1 protein-coding gene is annotated in these 237 nt (G+C 62.0%); it reads left to right on the forward strand.

Annotated features, from left to right (window positions below; genetic code table 11):
• The coding region (locus FQ664_RS26930; RefSeq protein ID WP_144176007.1) for an EAL domain-containing protein at nucleotides 1-237 on the forward strand (237 nt) is incomplete at both ends.

A 237-nucleotide genomic window follows, 5' to 3' on the forward strand; every position in this document is an offset into this window, starting at 1 on the left:
GCTCGACCAAGCGTTCATCAATGGGCATTTCGAGCTGTTCTTCCAGCCAGTGATGGAGTGCGCTTCCTCGCAACGGGTACTGCACCACAAAGTTATTTCGCGTTTGCGCGATGGCCACGGCGAGGCCTTGCCGGCGGGCCGCTTCCTGCCTTGGCTGGAGCGCTTCGGCTGGATGCCGCGGCTGGATGTGCTGGTGCTGGAGAAAGTGTTGGCGCACCTGCGAGGGCATGACCAGGT

This window comes from Pseudomonas persica (assembly GCF_900291015.1).
In the GTDB taxonomy this organism is placed as follows: Bacteria; Pseudomonadota; Gammaproteobacteria; order Pseudomonadales; family Pseudomonadaceae; genus Aquipseudomonas.